Annotated in this window: 10 protein-coding genes; 5 read left to right on the forward strand and 5 right to left on the reverse strand. The window is 43.2% G+C overall.

The features are described from left to right. Positions 1 to 33: 33 nt before the first annotated feature. Entirely contained in the window at positions 34 to 2,193 is a 2,160-nt protein-coding gene (locus NSQ34_RS09250) for a molybdopterin oxidoreductase family protein (protein WP_070326590.1), read from the reverse strand. Continuing rightward, positions 2,190 to 4,439, reverse strand: a complete 2,250-nt coding sequence (locus NSQ34_RS09255) for an FAD-dependent oxidoreductase (protein ID WP_098677734.1) — start codon at positions 4,437 to 4,439, stop codon at positions 2,190 to 2,192. The genes NSQ34_RS09250 and NSQ34_RS09255 overlap by 4 nt, the downstream gene beginning before the upstream one ends. A gap of 168 nt (positions 4,440 to 4,607) precedes the next feature. Between NSQ34_RS09255 and NSQ34_RS09260 the strand changes: the two genes are divergently transcribed. Continuing rightward, positions 4,608 to 5,810, forward strand: coding sequence for a nitrate/nitrite transporter (locus NSQ34_RS09260; RefSeq protein WP_034280687.1), 1,203 nt, complete (start codon positions 4,608 to 4,610; stop codon positions 5,808 to 5,810). Between the two features lie 60 nt (positions 5,811 to 5,870). Here NSQ34_RS09260 and gltD read toward each other — a convergent pair whose 3' ends face one another. Together gltD and gltB are read right to left on the reverse strand one after the other, a co-directional pair. Continuing rightward, positions 5,871 to 7,355: a glutamate synthase small subunit gene (gene gltD / locus NSQ34_RS09265; RefSeq protein WP_024428371.1), complete on the reverse strand. Its 1,485-nt coding sequence runs from the start codon at positions 7,353 to 7,355 to the stop codon at positions 5,871 to 5,873. A 16-nt stretch (positions 7,356 to 7,371) separates the two neighbouring features. Continuing rightward, entirely contained in the window at positions 7,372 to 11,943 is a 4,572-nt protein-coding gene (gltB, locus tag NSQ34_RS09270) for a glutamate synthase large subunit (protein ID WP_098677735.1), read from the reverse strand. A 153-nt stretch (positions 11,944 to 12,096) separates the two neighbouring features. Here gltB and NSQ34_RS09275 point away from each other — a divergent pair, with 153 nt between their 5' ends. The 3 genes from NSQ34_RS09275 to NSQ34_RS09285 all read left to right on the forward strand — a co-directional run bounded on the left by NSQ34_RS09275 (position 12,097) and on the right by NSQ34_RS09285 (position 16,652). Beyond that, positions 12,097 to 12,999, forward strand: coding sequence for a LysR family transcriptional regulator (locus NSQ34_RS09275; protein WP_034280677.1), 903 nt, complete (start codon positions 12,097 to 12,099; stop codon positions 12,997 to 12,999). Positions 13,000 to 13,093: 94 nt separating this feature from the next. Next, complete coding sequence (locus NSQ34_RS09280; RefSeq protein ID WP_098677736.1) at positions 13,094 to 14,830, forward strand: ABC transporter ATP-binding protein; 1,737 nt, start codon at positions 13,094 to 13,096, stop codon at positions 14,828 to 14,830. Then, a complete protein-coding gene (locus NSQ34_RS09285) occupies positions 14,823 to 16,652 on the forward strand; it encodes an ABC transporter ATP-binding protein (protein WP_098677737.1) in 1,830 nt (609 codons plus the stop codon). Before NSQ34_RS09280 ends, NSQ34_RS09285 begins: the two co-directional genes overlap by 8 nt. Positions 16,653 to 16,701: 49 nt before the next feature. Here NSQ34_RS09285 and NSQ34_RS09290 read toward each other — a convergent pair whose 3' ends face one another. Then, positions 16,702 to 17,529 carry a MerR family transcriptional regulator gene (locus tag NSQ34_RS09290; protein ID WP_101676946.1) on the reverse strand — a complete coding sequence of 276 codons (828 nt, stop codon included), beginning with the start codon at positions 17,527 to 17,529 and terminating at the stop codon, positions 16,702 to 16,704. 87 nt (positions 17,530 to 17,616) lie between these two features. Between NSQ34_RS09290 and NSQ34_RS09295 the strand changes: the two genes are divergently transcribed. Then, on the forward strand, positions 17,617 to 18,189 hold the full coding sequence (locus NSQ34_RS09295) for a GNAT family N-acetyltransferase (RefSeq protein ID WP_046311408.1): 573 nt from the start codon (positions 17,617 to 17,619) through the stop codon (positions 18,187 to 18,189). Positions 18,190 to 18,236 lie beyond the last annotated feature (47 nt).

The following is an 18,236-nucleotide window of genomic DNA, read 5'->3' on the forward strand; positions in this document are numbered from 1 at the left end:
TACCATAATCTAAACATAGATGGAAAATACATGTTAAAATTTCTCACATAGTTTTTCATTCACGCAGGCTGACAGCTGTACAGGACAATATTTAAAGCCTGGCATTTTACTGTGCGGATCTAGTTGGTCATCAATTAATTGATTAATTGATTGATGTTTGCTCCAGTGAAATGGAACAAATACGGTATCTTTTCGAATGGTGTCTGATATGCGGCATCTGATGATGACACTTCCTCTTTTTGACTTGATGGTCACGAGCTCCCCGTGCTGAAGTCCATACGTTTTCGCTGTGTCAGGGTGAAGCTCTGCATATGCTTCAAACTGTCTGGCAACAAGAGAGGTGCTCCTTCTTGTTTGAACGCCTGTTTGGTAATGAGCCATCACCCTGCCGGTCGTTAAATAAAGAGGGTATTCTTGACTGACGGGTTCCTTTGCAGCCTTTTTTCCATGTGTGACAACGGCAAACTTCGCTAAACTGTCAGAATGTGAGAATGCATGTTCAAATAATCTTTCAGTTCCTGGGTCTTCTAAATGAGTACAAGGCCACCTTATGCCTTGTTCCTTCCTCAGCCTTTCATAGGTTATGCCTGAATAATCAGCCTTTGCACCTTTCGTAACGGCTCTTATTTCCTCAAAGATCTCTTCTGCGGATGAAAAGGAAAAATGGCTGCCTTTGCCTAATACAGCTGCTATTTCACAAATGATTTGCCAATCGTGCTTTCTTTGGTGTTTAAGTGGATATGTTGCTTCTCTAAGCGTAACGCGCCCCTCTATGTTTGTCACGGTACCTTCATCCTCTAAATATGACGAAGTCGGTAAAATTACATCTGCCAGCGCAGCTGTCTCAGACATAAATAAATCAACGGCAACAAAAAAGGACAAGTTCTTGATGGCTTGCTGAATCAGGTGCGCGTTCGGCCCTGACTGGACAGGGTTTGAGCACATTAAAAAGAGCGCTTTGATCTCACCTGCCTCCATTTTTTCAAACATCTCAAAAGCAGACACACCCTTTCCTGGGAGTTCTTTTTCATCAATGTTCCATCGTTCAGCCATTTCTTTTCTGTGACCAGGGTTTGAGATATCTCGATATCCTGGAAGCTGATCTGCTTTTTGCCCATGCTCTCTTGCTCCCTGGCCATTTCCCTGGCCGGTTATTGCGCCATAGCCGCATCCAAAGCGGCCGATCTTCCCAGTAACAAGCAGAATATTCAGGAAATTACGCACAGAGGCTGTACCGTCTATTTGCTGCTCAATGCCTCTTGCTGTAAAAATCATGCCTGTCTTTTCTTGTGCGAATTTCCTTGCTATTTTCTGCATCACATCAATCGTCACGCCGGTTTGCTCAGCTATGTCTGGCAGGGAGATGCGTGAGATATGCTCCTTTAGTTCTTGGAAACCTGACGTTCGTTGATGAATAAATGATTCATCGATTAAATGCTCATGCATCATGATGTGCAATATGCCGTTTGCCAGTGCGGCATCTGACCCTGGTTTTAGGCTGACATGTAAATCGGCTAATTGGGCTGTCGGAGTTCTGCGCGGATCAATGACGATGAGAAATGCGCCATTGTTTTTCGCCTCTTCGATGTAGGGCAGGAAGGTTGGCTGACATTCCGCTATATTCGTTCCAACCAATATCAACACTCGTGCATGCTTGATGTCGCTGAGAGGAAAGGTCAGGCCACGGTCAAGTCCGAATGTTTGATTTGCGGCAGTTGCTGCCGAAGACATACATAGTCTCCCGTTATAATCGATGTATTTTGTTTTCAGCGCCACTCTTGCAAATTTCCCGAGTAAGTACGCTTCCTCATTTGTAATTGATGCGCTTCCGTACACACTGATCACATCATGGCCATGTGACAGCTGAAGAGATTCTATGTTTGTTTTGATTTCCTCAAGAGCCTCCTGCCATGTTGCTTTTACAAATTGTCCGTTTCTTTTGATCAGTGGGTGATTCAGGCGATCTTTATGAAGCGCGTGCTGGTGGGCATGCTGTCCTTTCATACAAAGTCTTCCGTGCGTAGTTGGATTGTGTACACCAATCGTTTGGTAGCGTGTTCGCCCTTCCACATGCTGCTCGATTAATTGCATTTTGCACTGCATACTGCAAAAAGGACATTGGGCTGGGAACACTCGCTTTTGTTCTTCCTGCTTTGATTTTTGCTGGGCATATTGTAAAAAAGATTGACTCATACCTTCACATCCTTATGACTTACATTTTCTTGTCTGCTTTGGTCAAATTGCGCACAGAGCTCTTCTCTTATTTCCTCATCAAGTAACTTTTCTCGAATAGAAATGTTCCCTTGCCGGGAAAGCCAATCACCAATGGATTCTTGAAAGTAAGCATTTTTTCTATACTCTTCAAGCAGCGCTTTTAAAAAAGGAATAAGCTCACTTGAATGAGCCAAGGTGTAAAAAAGCTGGCCTCCTATATAAATGTTCCATTCACCCAGCTGCTTTTTCAGACAGATGTCATCAATTGGAGCAAGTTTACACGTGCAGGAAGCACCGGTGATATGAATGGAGGTGACAGCTGGAAAAAGTGTATCTTCCACTTGTCTTTCCAGCTCTATCACAAGTGACGTGACTGCTGGATCACTGCAGTCGCATGAAAGGATATGAGATAGTCTTCTTTTCTCATTGGGCATAATTGGCCAATGATTTTTGACGATTTGTGCCGCCTGTTTTGACACACCGATAAGCCGTATTCGTTTATGCTTTGTCAGCTCTGCCTGCTCAATCAGCCTGTTCTCTAACAAAGACGTAATGATTTTCAAAAAATCCAAATCAAGCCGGCCTCCATATAATTGAGGAATCAACATGTCTTCCTGCTCAGCAGCGCCGATTTTTTCCACCGATCCTTGAAATTGCTCGAGATAGTATTGAATGGCCGGCCGGCAGATGCCGCAGCCGTGATTCGTTTTCCATTGAAAATGTCTTCTTATTTCTTCAGCATTCACCGGCTGCTGCTTTTTAATAAACGAAAAAATGGTCTGCTCATCTGCTTCTGTACATGGACAATAAAAGGCCTGCGATTCCGTTTGTTCATGTGATGATAACTGGCAGCAAGCACGGACGAGCTCTTGACACCCGCCGCACCCGGTTGCTGCCCCTGTCTGTTTTTTCACCTCTTCTAAGTTTGTCAGCTGATGAACCGAAATGCTTTTTAAAATCGTCCCTTTTGTAACGGTTTGACATTGGCAGACGAGATCTTCCATTTTTAATGAATCTAGTGGGGATGCTTGCTTTTCATAAAGGGATTTCATGACCACACTTTTATCACGTCCCACTTTCACATCTTGCAAAAGCTGATCGGCATGCTCCAGCTCTCCGACGAATAAAATGCCTGCCAGCGCCTCACGTTCAAAAACGAATTTTTTATATACCTCTTGCTCTTCATCTAAATAAGTCACAGCTGACATAAACGGAGAATGATGTTCAATACATCCAGCAGAATAAATCGGCAAATCAGGTACTTTTAATTTTGTTGAGTAAATGGGCTTGGGTGTATGTGTGATTTTTTCCCCTAAAAGATGCTTAGCGAGCACGCTTGCTTGTTCATAAATGGGCTGAACAAGACCGTGCACCATCCCTTTGTGCTCTGCACATTCTCCAATCGCATAAATATTTGGGATATTTGTCTCCATCACGTCATTGACAACAATGGCTTTTCTCGTGTGTATGCCATAATTCTCTGCAAGCTGTATATTCGGACGGATACCTGTTGTAAAAACAACAAGATCAGCCTCCACGATGTCGCCATTTTTCAATAGAACGCCTTCTACCCTCTCACCGCCTAAGCATGCAATGGTATGGGCATTTGTTTTCACCTGAATCCCTTTTCGTATAAATTGTCGCTGTAATAATCCGGCGGCTGTTTCATCTAATTGTCGCTGCATGAGCCGCTCCGTATGATGAATGATGGTGGTTTCCAGCCCCGCCATCTGTAGACCAGCTGCCACCTCCACACCAAGCACGCCGCCTCCGATCACTGCTGCTTGTTGATAATGCACCGCATCCGCACAAATGGCCTCATAATCATCAATTGTCCGAAAAGCGTATATCCCTTTTTTGGACACACCCTGAATAGGAAGAAAATTCGGCGATGAACCCGTTGCAATGACGAGCTTGTCATAGGGAATTTCCCGGCGCGCATCTGTCATGACACATTTTCGATTTGTATCGATATGTATAACTGATTCTCCTTTGTACAATGTGATGTCATGCGCTGTGTACCATTCTTTATCCTTTAGTTCAATTTGAGCTAATGATTCGCTTTTTTGTAAAATGGGCGAAAGTTTTATTCGATTGTAGGCAGAGTGCTTCTCTTTTCCAATGACTGTTATGGCGTAATGTTCTGGCTGCTTTTGAATGATCTCTTCGATACATTTCATACTCGCCATGCCGTTTCCGATAAACACAAGTTTGCGTTTTGTCATCTGAAATCAACCTTTCTAAGCCTCTGGCTCGAGCACTTTGTATGGATTGATTATGGCACACACTTGTAAAAAAGTGTTTATTCATGTCAATTTTTCTCACATAATACTTTCATTATATAAGTGAACTCGCTATCTTTAAGTCAGAAAATTCAATAGAGGAGGCGTTTTATGAAACTCTCAGAATTAAAATCAAGTGGTCATCCTAAGACATTGTTTGGTTCCTTTTTATATTTTGATGTGAGCTTTATGATCTGGGTTTTGTTAGGGGCGCTGGGTGCTTTTATTGCGCAAGATTTTGCTTTATCAACCGTAGAGAAAGGCATGATTGTCGCCATTCCAATTCTATCTGGTTCTTTTTTTCGGATTGTGCTCGGTTTATTCACCGATCGAATAGGACCTAAAAAGACTGCAGTGATGGGAATGCTCTTAACGACCATTCCGCTCATTTGGGGGTTTATCGCTGGTACAACCCTTTCAGAGCTCGTACTGATTGGGATTTTGCTTGGAGTAGCAGGAGCAAGTTTTGCTGTTGCTTTGCCAATGGCAAGCCGCTGGTATCCTCCTCACTTACAAGGAGTAGCTATGGGGATTGCAGGCGCGGGGAATAGTGGAACACTGATCTCCACATTATTTGGTCCAAGGCTTGCGGAGATTTACGGGTGGCATGCCGTAATGGGGCTCGCTCTGATTCCGTTAAGTCTTGTCTTTTTGTTCTTTATTTTCACTGCAAAAGATGCACCAAATCAGCCCGCTCCTCAGCCGATTCGGTCGTACTTTTCAGTATTTCAAGTGAAATCGACATGGTTTTTCTGTCTGCTTTATGCGATCACATTCGGAGGGTTTGTCGGGCTTTCTAGTTTCCTCAGTATTTTCTTTGTGGATCAATATGGGGTTTCGAAGATTCATGCTGGTGATTTTGTGACCCTTTGTGTGGCGGCAGGCAGCTTCTTTCGTCCTGTAGGCGGTCTCATTGCCGATAAAATAGGTGGAATGAAAGTACTGCTTGGATTATTCGGAATCATCGGCATCTGCTTAGGGGGAGTGAGCAGTCTTCCAGCTTTACCTGTGGTCATTGCGCTTTTATTTGCCGGGATGATGTGTCTTGGGATGGGGAATGGCGCTGTTTTTCAGCTGGTGCCTCAAGTATTTCATAAAGAAATTGGGATTGTGACCGGAATTGTTGGGGCTGCTGGAGGCATTGGCGGATTCTTTTTACCTAATATTCTTGGCAGTTTAAAAGAATTGACTGGCTCATATACGTTTGGCTTTTTGACCATTTCTCTTTTTGTTCTGATTGTCTTCCTCTGTTTAGTCGTATCGCAGCTTAAACGTAAAAAAGTGTTGATCAATCATACCATTTCTGAATCATAAAAAGCCATGACCACACGTTGGTCATGGCTTTTCTTTATATTGTAACACCCTTTGTTTGACCTATTTTGGCAGAACCGAACTCCCCATTAAATAACGGTCTACCTCGTGCGCCACTTGTCTGCCTTCATTAATTGCCCAGACAATCAAGCTTTGCCCGCGTCTTGCATCTCCCGCTGCAAATACGCCTTCTACATTTGTTGTATATTCCCCATATTTTGCGTCAATGCGATTGTTTTTGCTGTCCACGCCAAAGTGTTTCACAAGCGGCTGTTCAGTTCCCTCAAAACCAATTGCAATAAAGACGAGCTGAGCAGGCCATACCTTCTCTGTTCCTGGAATCTCATGAAATTCAAACTTCCCTTGTTCGTTTTTCACCTTTTCCATTTGAATGGTATGAAGCTCTTTTAATTTCCCATTTTTATCTGCCACAATTTTTGTGGTTTGAATTGAATATTGACGCGGATCTTCTCCGAATTTGGCTTGTGCTTCTTCATAAGCATAATCCAGCGAGAAGACATAAGGCTGTTCTGGCCACATGTTATCCCCTACACGTGTATCCGGAAGCTTTGGATGCTTCCCGAATTGAACAACACTTTTTGCTTTTTGGCGAAGTGCAGTTGCAACGCAGTCTGCACCTGTGTCTCCTCCGCCAATCACAATTACGTCTTTTCCTTTTGCATCAATGAAGTTTTTGTCTTTAAATCCTGAATCAAGCATGCTTTTCGTTGCCAGGGTTAAATAATCCATCGCAAGGTGAATCCCTTTTGCTTCCCGGCCTTCAATCAATAGATCACGCTGCTTTTGTGCACCTGTACAAAGGATAACGGCATCAAACTGCTCTTTCAGTTCATCAGCAGTAATATCCACACCGATTTCTGTGTTCGTCACAAAGTCAATGCCTTCTTGTCTTAGAAGTTTGACTCTTCGCTCGACCACTTCTTTATCGAGCTTCATATTCGGAATCCCGTATGTCAGCAGTCCGCCAAGGCGGTCAGAACGCTCGAACACTGTTACAGCGTGCCCTGCTTGGTTTAATTGATCAGCACTTGCAAGTCCTGCTGGTCCTGAGCCGACAATGGCAATTTTCTTCCCTGTACGGCTTGAAGGGATTCTTGGTGTGATCCATCCATTTTCAAAGCCTTTATCAATGATCGTACGTTCGATATTTTTAATCGAAACAGCTGGATCATTGATAGCGACTGTACATGACCCTTCACAAGGTGCCGGACATACTCTCCCAGTAAACTCTGGGAAATTATTTGTTTTTTGAAGTCTTTCGAGAGCTTCTTTCCATCTTCCGCGATAGACAAGATCATTCCACTCTGGAATTAAATTGTAGATCGGGCAGCCAGACACGCCGCCCCTGATCTCCATCCCAATTTGACAAAAAGGTGTTCCGCAATCCATACATCTAGCGCCCTGCTTCTTCAATACGTCATCTGTATAAGGAGCTGAATATTCTTTCCAGTCATTTTGACGAGTGAGAGGGTCACGTTCATTTGGCTTTTCTCTTTTATAATCCATAAAACCTGTTGCTTTGCCCATTGTCCTCTCCCCTTTCTTAATGAGCGAGGGCTGCTTTTTGCCCGTTTGCCGTTTCTTGATTTTTCGGTTTTGTGTTTGCTTCAAAGGCATACATCACCGCTTCTTCATGACTGAGGCCCGCTTGTTTTTGTTCTTCAATGCTTTGAAGCATCATTTTGTAATTTCTCGGAATGACTTTGATGAATTGATCCTTTTCTTGCTCCCAGTTTTCAAGAAGTGCTGCTGCTTTTGAGCTGTTTGTATAATCAAGGTGTTCCTTGATCATTTGTTTCACTTCTTGTTCTTCTTCATGATCTGTGAGCTTTTCAAACATGATCATTTCCATATTGCACATTCTTTTGAACTGTTTTGCATCCGATGTATGGATGTAAGCCACACCGCCAGACATACCTGCACCAAAGTTTTTCCCAACGTCTCCTAAAATAACGACACGTCCGCCAGTCATGTATTCACAGCCGTGATCTCCGATTCCTTCAACAACCACATGTACACCTGAATTACGAACAGCAAATCGTTCACCAGCACGCCCGTTAATATAAGCTTTTCCGCTAGTTGCGCCGTAAAATGCAACGTTCCCTACAATGACGTTTTCATGTCCATTTTGTACAAAATGATCAGACGTTTTAACAGCAATTTTGCCTCCTGAGAGTCCTTTGCCGATATAGTCATTTGAATCACCTGTTAAATAGAGAGACATGCCCTTTGGCACAAATGCGCCGAAGCTTTGTCCAGCTGAACCAGTGAATCTTAGTGTGATGGTATCCTCTGGCAAGCCCTCTTCCCCGTAGCGCTTAGACACTTCACTGCCAGTAATGGTTCCGGCCACACGGTTGATATTGCGAATGTTCAATGATAGATCAACCGGTGTTTGATGATTCAGCGCTTCTTGCACATAAGGAAGGATTTCATTCATATCCAGCGATTCATCAATTTTATGATTTTGCGGTGTTCTGAATGTCCGCGCTCCTTCTGGCTGATAAAGCAGTGTTTCAAGGTTTAGCTGGCCTGCTTTCCAGTGAGCTTTTGCTCGTTCACTGACCGCTAGGACGTCCGTGCGTCCGATTAATTCATCCATTGATGTAAAGCCGAGTTCCGCTAAGATTTCTCTTACTTCCTCTGCAATAAACATCATGAAGTTCACAATGTGATCGGGGTTACCCATGAATTTTTTGCGGAGCTCTGGATTTTGTGTGGCTACACCGACTGGGCAAGTATCTAAATGACATGCTCTCATCATCACACAGCCCAGCACGACAAGTGGAGCTGTCGCAAAGCCATACTCTTCTGCTCCTAAAATCGCAGCCATCACAACGTCGCGGCCAGTCATTAACTTTCCGTCTGTTTCAAGAACGACTCTCTCGCGAAGCCCGTTTAACACAAGGGTTTGATGCGCTTCTGCCAATCCAAGCTCCCAAGGAAGCCCTGTGTGTTTAATACTCGTTTTCGGTGAAGCTCCAGTACCGCCGTCATAACCACTGATGACAATGACATCCGCAGTTCCTTTTGCTACACCTGCTGCAATCGTGCCAACGCCGGCTTTAGATACAAGCTTGACACTGATGCGTGCATCACGGTTCGCGTTTTTCAAATCATGAATCAGCTGTGCCAAATCCTCAATGGAATAAATATCATGATGCGGCGGTGGTGAAATCAATCCGACACCTGGCGTAGAACCACGTACATCGGCAACCCAAGGATACACTTTATTTCCTGGCAGCTGTCCGCCTTCTCCAGGTTTTGCTCCTTGCGCCATTTTAATTTGCAGTTCATCTGCATTGACCAAGTAATGACTTTTCACACCAAATCGGCCAGAAGCGATTTGTTTAATTGCACTTCTGCGGTCATCACCATGTTCATCTACTGTAAAGCGGGCAGGATCTTCTCCGCCTTCTCCGCTGTTACTTTTACCGCCAATTCGGTTCATCGCAATCGCAAGTGCCTCATGCGCTTCTTTACTTAAAGATCCAAATGACATGGCACCTGTCTTAAAGCGGCGCACGATGGATTCAGCAGATTCAACCTCTTCCAGACGAACCGGCTTTTGTTTTGGCTGAAATGCAAACAAGTTTCTGAGGAAGCCGATTCTTTCTTCATCCGCTGCTTTTGTATATTGTTTAAATAGATCGTAATCTTCATTACGGCATGCCCACTGGAGCGTATGGATCGTTTTTGGATTAAAGGCATGATGCTCTCCATTTTTTCTCCACTGGAATTCACTGCCTGATTCAAGTGTCTGGTCAGTTGCTGCTTGATACCCTGCATCATGGCGAAGTTTTGCCTCATGAGCAATGGTGTCAAGATCAATTCCGCCAAGCTGAGAAGCTGTTCCTGTGAAATACGCTTGAATGACGTCTTCACTAATCCCGACTGCTTCAAAGATTTGCGCGCCTCTATAGCTTTGCACAGTGGAAATCCCCACTTTGGACATGACTTTGACGACACCTTCTGTCACGCTTTTACCAAACTTTGTAACAGCTTCATCAAAGCTGATCGAAATCGCTTCGTCTGCAATCAGCTGTTTATACGTTTCATAGACAAGGTAAGGGTGGATCGCATCTGCCCCGTAGCCAATTAGTGCGGCAAAATGATGGACCTCTCTCACCTCTCCAGATTCAACGATCAGACTGACCTTTGTCCGCAGGCCTTGACGCACAAGATGCTGATGAAGTGCACTTAGCGCAAGAAGTGGTGGAATCGGTACTTTTTGTTCTGTCATTTCACGATCTGAAAGGATTAATAAAGAGACACCTTCTCTGATCGCTTTTTCCGCCTCTTCAAACATCGCATCCAGTCCGCGCTTTAAATCATCGGTGAAAAGTGTATGGATTGTTTTGCTTTTAAAGGCATTATGAACAATCGTTTTCAAGCCGTTAAATTGTCCGCTCGTTAAGACCGGTGTATAAAGTTTAATTCTTCGGCATGAATATTCATTCGGATGTAAAATATCGCCTTCGGCTCCTAACCAAGTCATGGTTGATGTCACGAGCTGCTCACGAATGGCATCAATCGGCGGGTTTGTGACTTGTGCAAACAGCTGCTTAAAATAATGAAAAAGAGACTGCGCACGATCTGATAACACAGCAAGCGGTGTGTCACTTCCCATTGAACCGATTGGGTCCTTGCCTTCCTCTAGTAAAGGAATTAAATACTTTTGAATGTCTTCATACGTATAATGGAACGCACGCTGACGCGTCAATAAATCATCCATTATACTAGAATTTTCTGAATTTTCTTCCGAGCGATTGACGTGAACCATTTCTTCATCGAGCCATTTTTGATAAGGCAGTTCATTCGCAATGGTCGATTTCACTTCTTCGTCAGAAATAATTCGTCCTTCTTCTAGATCAATGAGCAGCATTTTACCAGGCTCAAGTCGATCTTTATACTTCACATCTTCTTCATTTGTGTCAATTACGCCAACCTCAGAAGAGAAAATAATATGATCATCATTTGTGACATAATATCTTGCCGGTCTTAATCCATTTCGGTCTAAGATGGCCCCGATTTGTTTCCCGTCAGTAAAGGAAATCGCTGTTGGTCCATCCCACGGCTCCATGAGAGAACTATGGTATTCATAAAATGCCCGTTTCTCTTTCGACATGTGCGTGTTTTCCGTCCAAGGCTCAGGAATCAGCATCATTGCTGTATGAGCAGGTGTACGGCCTGCAAGCACAAAGAATTCAAAGGCATTGTCTAAAATGGATGAATCACTTCCGTCTGCATTCAGCACTGGCAAAATCTTGTCTAAATCGTCTCCGAAGGCTTCAGATACGAATTGTTGTTCTCTTGCTCTCATCCAATTGATGTTTCCTCTTAATGTGTTGATTTCTCCGTTGTGAATTAAGTAACGGTTTGGATGGGCTCTTTCCCATGTAGGAAATGTATTTGTACTAAATCTTGAATGAACGAGTGAAAATGCAGAAACAAATGTTTCATCCTGTAGATCAAGATAAAAAGCATCGACTTGATCTGATGTTAAAAGCCCCTTGTATACGATGGTTTGACTCGACAGGCTGACAAAGTAAAATTGTTTTTCTTCTCTTGTTCCCCAGTTCTCAGCCTGTTTACGGATGACATATAATTTTCGTTCAAATGACAAACGATCTGTGATCTTGTCGTTTGCTCCGATAAAGACCTGTCTCACAACCGGACAGCTCTTCGCTGCGACAGTACCAATTTTTCCGGCATCGACAGGAACCGTTCTCCAGCCAATTAATGTTTGGCCTTCTTGTTTAATGAACCCGTTGATTTTCTGTTCGATGGCTTGACGCGTTTTTTCGTCATCATCTTTTGAAAAGAAGACCATTCCTACCCCGTAACGGCCTTTTTCAGGAAGTGCAAATTCTTTGCAGTTCTTTCTAAAGAAAGCGTCTGGCAGCTGTACCATTAAACCGGCACCATCACCTGTATACGGATCACTGCCTTGCCCGCCGCGATGATCAAGCTGGCACAGCATTTGTAATCCCTTTTTGACGATGCTATGTGTCGCCTCCCCTTTTAAATGGGCGTACAGTCCGATTCCACATGCATCATGTTCAAATTCAGGACGGTAGAGACCTTGTGGTTGTGGTAGTTGATTATAAGTCATCGTTTCTCTCCCCCGTTTAAAAGATCCGTTTTTTCACAGTAATAAAATCTCACAAACTCTGTAACTTATTTTAAGTTTTCAAATTGATATAAACAATATATAATTTAGATCAAAACAATCTCTTTTTGAGATAGATGGGTGTGAAGTGCAAAAATGGAGCTTCGTCAGTTACGTTATTTTGTAGAAGTCGCAGACCGTGAACACGTGTCAGAAGCGGCTGAAAACTTACATGTTGCCCAATCTGCCATCAGCCGGCAGATTGCGAATTTAGAAGAAGAACTTGGAGTGGCCTTATTCGAACGAGAAGGACGAAATATCAAATTAACGAAGATCGGCAGACAATTTTTAGATCATGTCAGAACTGCACTCAAAGCCATTGATTATGCGAAAGAGCAAATTGATGAATACTTAGATCCGCACAAAGGAACGGTGAATATTGGCTTTCCTACAAGTCTAGCAAGCCAAGTACTCCCTTCTGTCATCTCCGCCTTTAAGCAGGAATATCCAGAGGTCGATTTTTTACTTCGTCAAGGATCCTATAAATTTCTCATTGAAGCGGTCAAAAATCGAGATATCGATCTCGCCTTTTTAGGACCCGTACCGACAAACGATTCTCAAATAGAAGGAAATATTTTATTTTCCGAAAGCATATATGCCCTTTTACCGGTTAGCCACCCCTTTAGCGGACAAAGGAGTATTCATTTAAGTGATTTAAGAAAGGATCATTTCGTGTTATTTCCTGAAGGATATGTGCTGAGACAAATTGCGGTTGATGCTTGCAAGCAGGCAGGCTATGAGCCTACCATTTCATCTGAAGGAGAAGATTTGGATGCCATTAAAGGTCTCGTATCTGCAGGTATGGGCGTTACCTTATTACCCGAAAGCGCCTTTTATGAAACAACACCGCGATTTACAGTGAAAATTCCGATCGATTTCCCTCAAGTGAGAAGAACGGTTGGAATTATTGCATCTAAAACGCGCGAAATGTCTCCTTCTGCCCATGATTTTTATGTGTTTGTGAAGGATTTCTTTTCTAAAATTGAACAATATAAATAATTCACTAAAACAAGACATTTCATTTGTAGAAATAATCCCACTTTGTATATGATGGGTTACAGAACAAAAGACTATATGGAAGAAAGGTATTCGTATGAAATCAATTTTATCGTTTTTAAAGCCGTATCGGCTGTCCGTTGTGTCCATTGTCATTCTCACCTTTTTAAGCAGTATGCTCCAACTGTATTTACCGACGTTAACAGCAGATATCGTTGATGTCGGTATCGTCCAGGGAGATATTGCTTACATATGGAAGGTTGGCGGCTGGATGGTGGCTTGTTCTTTACTCGCCATTTTGCTCACCATTTGGAAGTCTTACTTGTCATCAAAGACAGCACTTGGCTTCGGCCGTGATATGAGAAGACAGCTGTTTGTGCATGTCGAACAATTTTCATTAGAAGAATTTCAAAAGATCGGCACATCTTCCTTTATTACGAGATCAACAAATGATGTGAAACAAGTCCAAGATGTGACGATCATGATTTTACAAATGATGACGCGGGCCCCGCTCATGCTTGTGGGCGGAATTATTTTGGCTGTTTCCAGGGATGCTGTCCTGTCTCTTATCTTTTTAGCAGCCCTCCCCCTTCTTGGCGGATTTATCTATTTGGTGTCAAGAAAAGCCATCCCTCTATTTGGCCAGCTTCAGAAAAAAACAGACCGGCTGAATTTAATTATGCGGGAATCTCTTTCAGGCATCCGGGTCATTCGTGCCTTTAACCGTGTGGATGATGAAAAGGAGCGATTCCAAGAAGCCAACACGTCCTATAAGGACACTGGTCTTAAAGTCAACCGATTAATGGCTTACTTGTTTCCATTTATGCTGATCATCATGAACTTCACGAATATTGGTATTGTCTGGCTTGGTGCAAACCGAATTGATGCCGGAGAAATGGAAGTTGGGAATCTTATTGCCTTCATTCAATATGCGATGATGATTTTAATGGCACTTATTATGCTGTCGATGAGCTTTATTATGGTCCCAAGAGCACAAGCGTCAGCTAAACGCATGAATGAAGTGTTAAACATGGAACCAAAGATTAAAGACAAAGAAGAGTCTATGACTGAGCTTCACGAGCCCGCTCAATCCATTCGCTTTGAGGATGTGTCATTTTATTACTCAAATGCTGAGAAACCGGCCGTTCAAGGCATCACGTTTGAAACCAAAACTGGTGAAACGACAGCCATCATCGGAAGTACGGGTTCTGGGAAAACAACGCTTCTCCAGCTGATGACGCGCTTTTATGAAGTGACAGAAGGCCGGATTACACTAGATGGTGTAGACATTAGAGAGCTGCCTCAGGAGAAACTGAGAAACCAGATGGGCTATGTCTCTCAAAAAGCTGTTTTATTCAGCGGAACCATTGCCGAGAATGTACGCTTTGGCAAGCAGGATGCAAGCGATGAAGACGTCTGGCAGGCGCTGCGAACTGCGCAGGCCGAAGAATTTGTTTTGCAAAAAGATGGCGGAATTGATGCAGAAATTGATCAAGGTGGTTCCAATCTATCCGGCGGCCAAAAGCAGCGGCTTTCCATTGCAAGGGCGCTAGTGAGAAAACCATCATTCTATCTGTTTGACGATAGCTTTTCAGCACTTGATTACAAAACAGATGCGAAGCTGCGGGCATCATTAGAAGCAGAAAAAGCTCATGCAGCCCTCATCATTGTGGCTCAACGAATCAGCACAGTGAAGCATAGTGATAAAATCATTGTACTTGATGAAGGAAAAATTGCAGGTATCGGAACACATGAACAATTAATAAAGGACAATCTTGTATACCAAGAGATTGTCGCATCTCAGGAAGGTCAGGAGGTGAGCGAGGATGAGTAAGAAAATGTCTTCCGGCATGGGCCATAAAGGCGGCCACCCTAAAGGGCCAGTCGCAAAACCGAAGGAATTTAAGAAAACACTGCTTCGTTTGACAGGCTATTTAAAACCAAGGAAATTTCAGCTGATCATCGTCCTTATTGCAGCGATTGGTTCAACTGTCTTTAACGTCATTAGTCCAAAGCTGCTTGGGGATGCCACCTCTTCCTTATTTGACAGCTTTACGAATGGAACAGGCGTTCAATTTGATGTCATTTCACGGATTCTTTTGCTGCTTGTCGTGCTGTACGTCGTTGCTTCCCTCTTTTCATTCGTTCAGCAATATGTCATGGCTGGTGTCTCTCAACAGACCATCGCTGAATTACGGCAGGAAGCAAATGACAAGCTCACACGTCTCCCCCTTCGTTATTTTGATAAAACAACCCACGGGGACACACTAAGCCGTGTGATGAATGATATCGATAATATTAATACATCGCTTCAGCAGGCGCTCACCCAAGTGATCACTTCTGTGATTACAGTCATTGGGATTGTCGTCATGATGCTCTTCATCAGTCCGCTGCTTACGTTGCTTGTTTGTTTGACGCTGCCACTCAGCCTGTTTGCGATTCGCGGCATTACGTCATTTTCTCAAAAGCATTTTAAAGCGCAGCAAAAAGAGCTTGGCACGATCAATGGACATATTAATGAGATGTTCACAGGACATCAGACAGTTCGTGCGTATGGCTACGAAAAGAAAGCAATCGATACATTTGATGAATTAAACGAAAAGCTGTATGAATCCTCAAGGAAAGCGCAGTTCATTTCTGGTTTAATGATGCCAATGATGACCTTTATCGGGAACCTTGGCTATGTGGCAGTCAGTGTAGCCGGCGGGATTCTAGTCATTAACGGGAATATTCGTGTCGGGGATGTGCAGGCGTTTATCCAATACACACAGCAAATGTCTCAGCCTCTTGTGCAAGCATCAAGTGTCGCAAACTTAGTTCAATCGGCGATCGCTTCTGCTGAAAGGGTCTTTGAAATCCTCGATGAAGAAGAAGAAAGTACCGAAGAAGATGCGGCAATTGATCTTGCATCACTCTCAGGCGATGTGAGCTTTGAACAAGTTCAATTCGGATATGAAAAAGATCATCCGATTATTAAAGATTTGAATTTAGATGTGCAAGAAGGACAGACTGTTGCCATTGTCGGACCAACAGGCGCGGGAAAAACAACCATCATCAATCTTTTAATGCGTTTTTACGAATTAGATCAAGGCTCCATACGCATTGGCGGTGTCAAAACTACTGACCTCAGCCGTCAGCAAGTACGAGACTTATTTGCGATGGTTCTTCAGGATACGTGGCTCTTTGAAGGAACGATTTACGACAACATTGCCTATGGCAGGCAGAATGTTTCCAAAGAGGATGTCATCAAAGCCGCCAAACATGCCTATGCAGATGATTTCATCCGCACGCTTCCAGATGGATATGACACACTCTTAACAGAAGATGCCGGCAACCTGTCACAAGGTCAGCGCCAGCTGTTAACCATCGCCCGTGCCATTTTATCTGATCCAAAGATCTTGATATTAGATGAAGCAACAAGCAGCGTGGATACACGGACAGAGATGCATATTCAAAAAGCAATGAATGAATTGATGAAAGGCAGAACGAGCTTCGTGATTGCACACAGACTTTCAACGATTAAGGATGCAGACCTTATTTTAGTCATGAAGGATGGAAGCATCATTGAAAAAGGATCGCACAGCGAACTCTTAAAACAAAAAGGCTTCTATGCAGACTTATATATGAGTCAATTTGCCGAAAATCAAGTGGGATAACATCAAAAAAGAGGATAGACACGCATGTCACATGCTGTCTATCCTCTTTTCAATTGTCATCTGCTCGCTTCTTCACTTTTACACTGAGCTTCGTTATATACTCTGCTTCATCTTTAGACATGAGCGAATGAAGTAAATACTCCTCAAATACATCTCCATCCAGCATCATGCCCTCTTTCTCGATTTCATCTAACAAATGCGAATAAGCAGATTCGATCTGATCAAATGTTCCTTGATCATACATCACCGCATAGAGCCCGCCAGGTTTTTTGACTGCCCCCGGGCCATCCATTCGGCAGAACAGCTGATCTGACTGATGATAGTGCCGCTTACGGAACTGCTCCTTTTTTAAGACAGAACCATTTGCCGCAGCCCCTTTTATGCCAACTCCCTTTAAAAATTCCCCTACAATACGTGATATTTCTTCTACAGGTGTATTGAAGTCGATCGGGTTTGATGCACTTAGTACAACGGGTTCTTCTGGCAGCTCTTGAAACAGGACCTCCCCTATTTTCACATTTGCTAATTCAAGTGTCGTCTCCATCACCCGCATAAGAAAAGCCTGGATGTCTTGAAGCTTTTCAATCTCTTGTTTGACCTTTTTTATTTGGTCGGCCGCTAGGCTTTGCAGTCTCTCGCGGGAAGGTTCTGTGAAATATTGTTTTAACTCTTTGATCGGAAATTGAACAGCTCGCAAGGATTGAATCGCAATAAAATGGTCAAATTGCTCAAGTGTATAGTAACGGTACCCATTTTTATGCACACCAGCCGGCTTAAATAAATCGATTTTATCATAATACAGAAGCGTATCTTTTTTGACATCAAATAGCTTGGCAAATTCTCCAGTGAAAAACGTTTTTTGCACATCATTGATCATGATGAAGGCTCCTTTCTTGACTATGGAGTAACTCCATCCTTTATCATAACATGCAGAAACACCACTACGCAGGGAAAGGATAAGAAAATGAACAAAATAACTCAACATGAAGTGACATTAGCACATGCAAATAAAGAGGACTTCCCTTCTATGAAAAAAGAGCTTCAGAAAGCTTTTACAGCTGGCGTGATCGACGCATTTGGCGATGCGCAGGATGGACCGATTCCTCCAGATGAAGTGATTGATGAATCTTTTCATTCCAATGACCACATTGTTTATCATATTATGCTAAATGGTGAAAAGGCAGGCGGCGTTGTGATCAAAATCAACCAAGAGACACATCACAACTCGGTTGATTTGCTATACATTTCATCATCCTTTCACGGCCGGGGCATTGGTCAGGCAGCATGGAAAGCCATCGAGGCGCAATATCCAGAAACGATTGTATGGGAGGTTGTGACTCCATACTTTGAAAAACGCAACATTCATTTTTATGTCAATAAATGCGGTTTTCAAATAGTTGAATTTTATCACTTACACCATCCAGATCCAAACGCACATCATGAAGCACATCACGGCAATGAACCTTTAGCACCTGAGGAATTTGAATTTTTTAAATTTGAGAAGGTCATGAAGAAAAATTGTGCAAACGTAGGATAACGTGTATTTCTTTTAAATAAAGTTAAAAACACTACCTCATAAAAAGG

This window comes from Bacillus sp. FSL P2-0069 (assembly GCF_038593315.1).
GTDB classification, from domain to species: Bacteria; Bacillota; Bacilli; order Bacillales; family Bacillaceae; genus Bacillus; species Bacillus safensis.